Here is a 1,596-nt window from a genome sequence, read left to right on the forward strand (position 1 = left end):
CTGGCCACCACGCTGAAGGTCGCCGGCCGCGACCTGGTCACCGAGGCCTTCTTCGACACCGTCACGGTGCGCGTCCCGGGCAAGGCGGCCAAGGTCATTGCCGCCGCCGAGGCGCGCGGCATTAACCTGCGCCACATCGATGCGGACACCATCGGCGTCTCCGCTGATGAAACCACGACGACGGATGTTCTCTCCGCGATCGCCGTCGCGTTCGGTGCCGGTCCGGTGGTGGACGCGAAGGGCTTTGAACTGCCCGAATCGGTGCTCCGCACCTCGGGGTACCTGCAGCACCCGGTGTTCAACACGCACCGTTCCGAGACGCAGCTGTTGCGTTACATCCGCAGGCTCAGTGACCGGGATCTGGCGCTGGACCGGACCATGATCCCGTTGGGTTCGTGCACCATGAAGCTGAACGCCACGGCGGAGATGGAAGCTATTTCCTGGCCGGAGTTCGCCTCGATCCACCCGTTTGCCCCGGATTCCCAGACCGTGGGCTGGCGTGAGCTGATCGGCGGGTTGGAGTCTGACCTCGCGGAAATCACCGGCTATGACCAGGTGTCGCTGCAGCCGAACGCCGGGTCCCAGGGTGAGCTTGCAGGTTTGCTGGCGATCCGTGGGTATCACCTGTCCCGGGGCGATGACCAGCGGACTGTGTGCCTGATCCCGGCTTCGGCGCATGGCACGAACGCGGCCTCGGCTGTCCTGGCCGGCATGAAGGTGGTTGTGGTGGCGACCGCTGCGGATGGCAGCATTGATCATGCGGACCTGAACGCCAAGATCGAGGCGAACAGGGACGTCCTTTCGGCGATCATGATCACCTACCCCTCCACCCACGGCGTCTATGACGCGGACGTGACCGAAATCTGCGACGCTGTGCACGCAGCCGGTGGCCAGGTTTACGTGGATGGTGCCAACCTGAACGCCCTTGTGGGTCTGGCGCAGCCGGGCAAGTTCGGCGGTGACGTCTCGCACCTGAACCTGCACAAGACGTTCTGCATCCCGCATGGCGGTGGCGGACCCGGTGTTGGTCCGGTCGCAGCGAAGGCGCACCTGGCACCGTTTATGCCCAGTGACGCTAACAAGTCAGCCCATGAAGCGGGCCACGGCGTGGCCATCTCGGCGTCCAATTACGGTTCCGCGGGTGTCCTGCCGATCTCCTGGGCGTACGTGAAGCTGATGGGCGCCGAAGGCCTGACCGAAGCGACGAAGTCGGCGCTGCTGGCGGCGAACTACGTTGCGGCGCGCCTGAACGAGTACTTCCCGGTCCTGTACACCGGTGAGGGCGGGCTGGTGGCGCACGAGTGCATCCTGGACCTGCGGGAGCTGACGGCGAAGACCGGCGTTACGGCTGAGGATGTGGCCAAGCGCCTGATCGATTACGGTTTCCACGCCCCTACCCTGGCGTTCCCGGTTGCGGGCACGCTGATGGTGGAACCGACGGAGTCCGAGGACCTGGTGGAGATCGACCGGTTCATCGACGCGATGATCACCATCCGGAAGGAAATCGACCAGGTGGCCAGCGGCGATTTCACCGTCGAGAACAGCCCGCTGCGGCACGCACCCCACACCGCGTCCGCCGTCGTGAGTTCCGACTGG

1 protein-coding gene is annotated in these 1,596 nt (G+C 65.4%); it reads left to right on the plus strand.

Going from position 1 to position 1,596, the window contains the following annotated elements:
* Positions 1-1,596, plus strand: a 1,596-nt coding sequence (gene gcvPB / locus QK290_RS18395) for an aminomethyl-transferring glycine dehydrogenase subunit GcvPB (protein WP_282332110.1), incomplete at both ends; no start/stop codon positions are given.

This window comes from Pseudarthrobacter sp. AL07, assembly GCF_029960665.1.
Classification (GTDB): domain Bacteria; phylum Actinomycetota; class Actinomycetes; order Actinomycetales; family Micrococcaceae; genus Arthrobacter.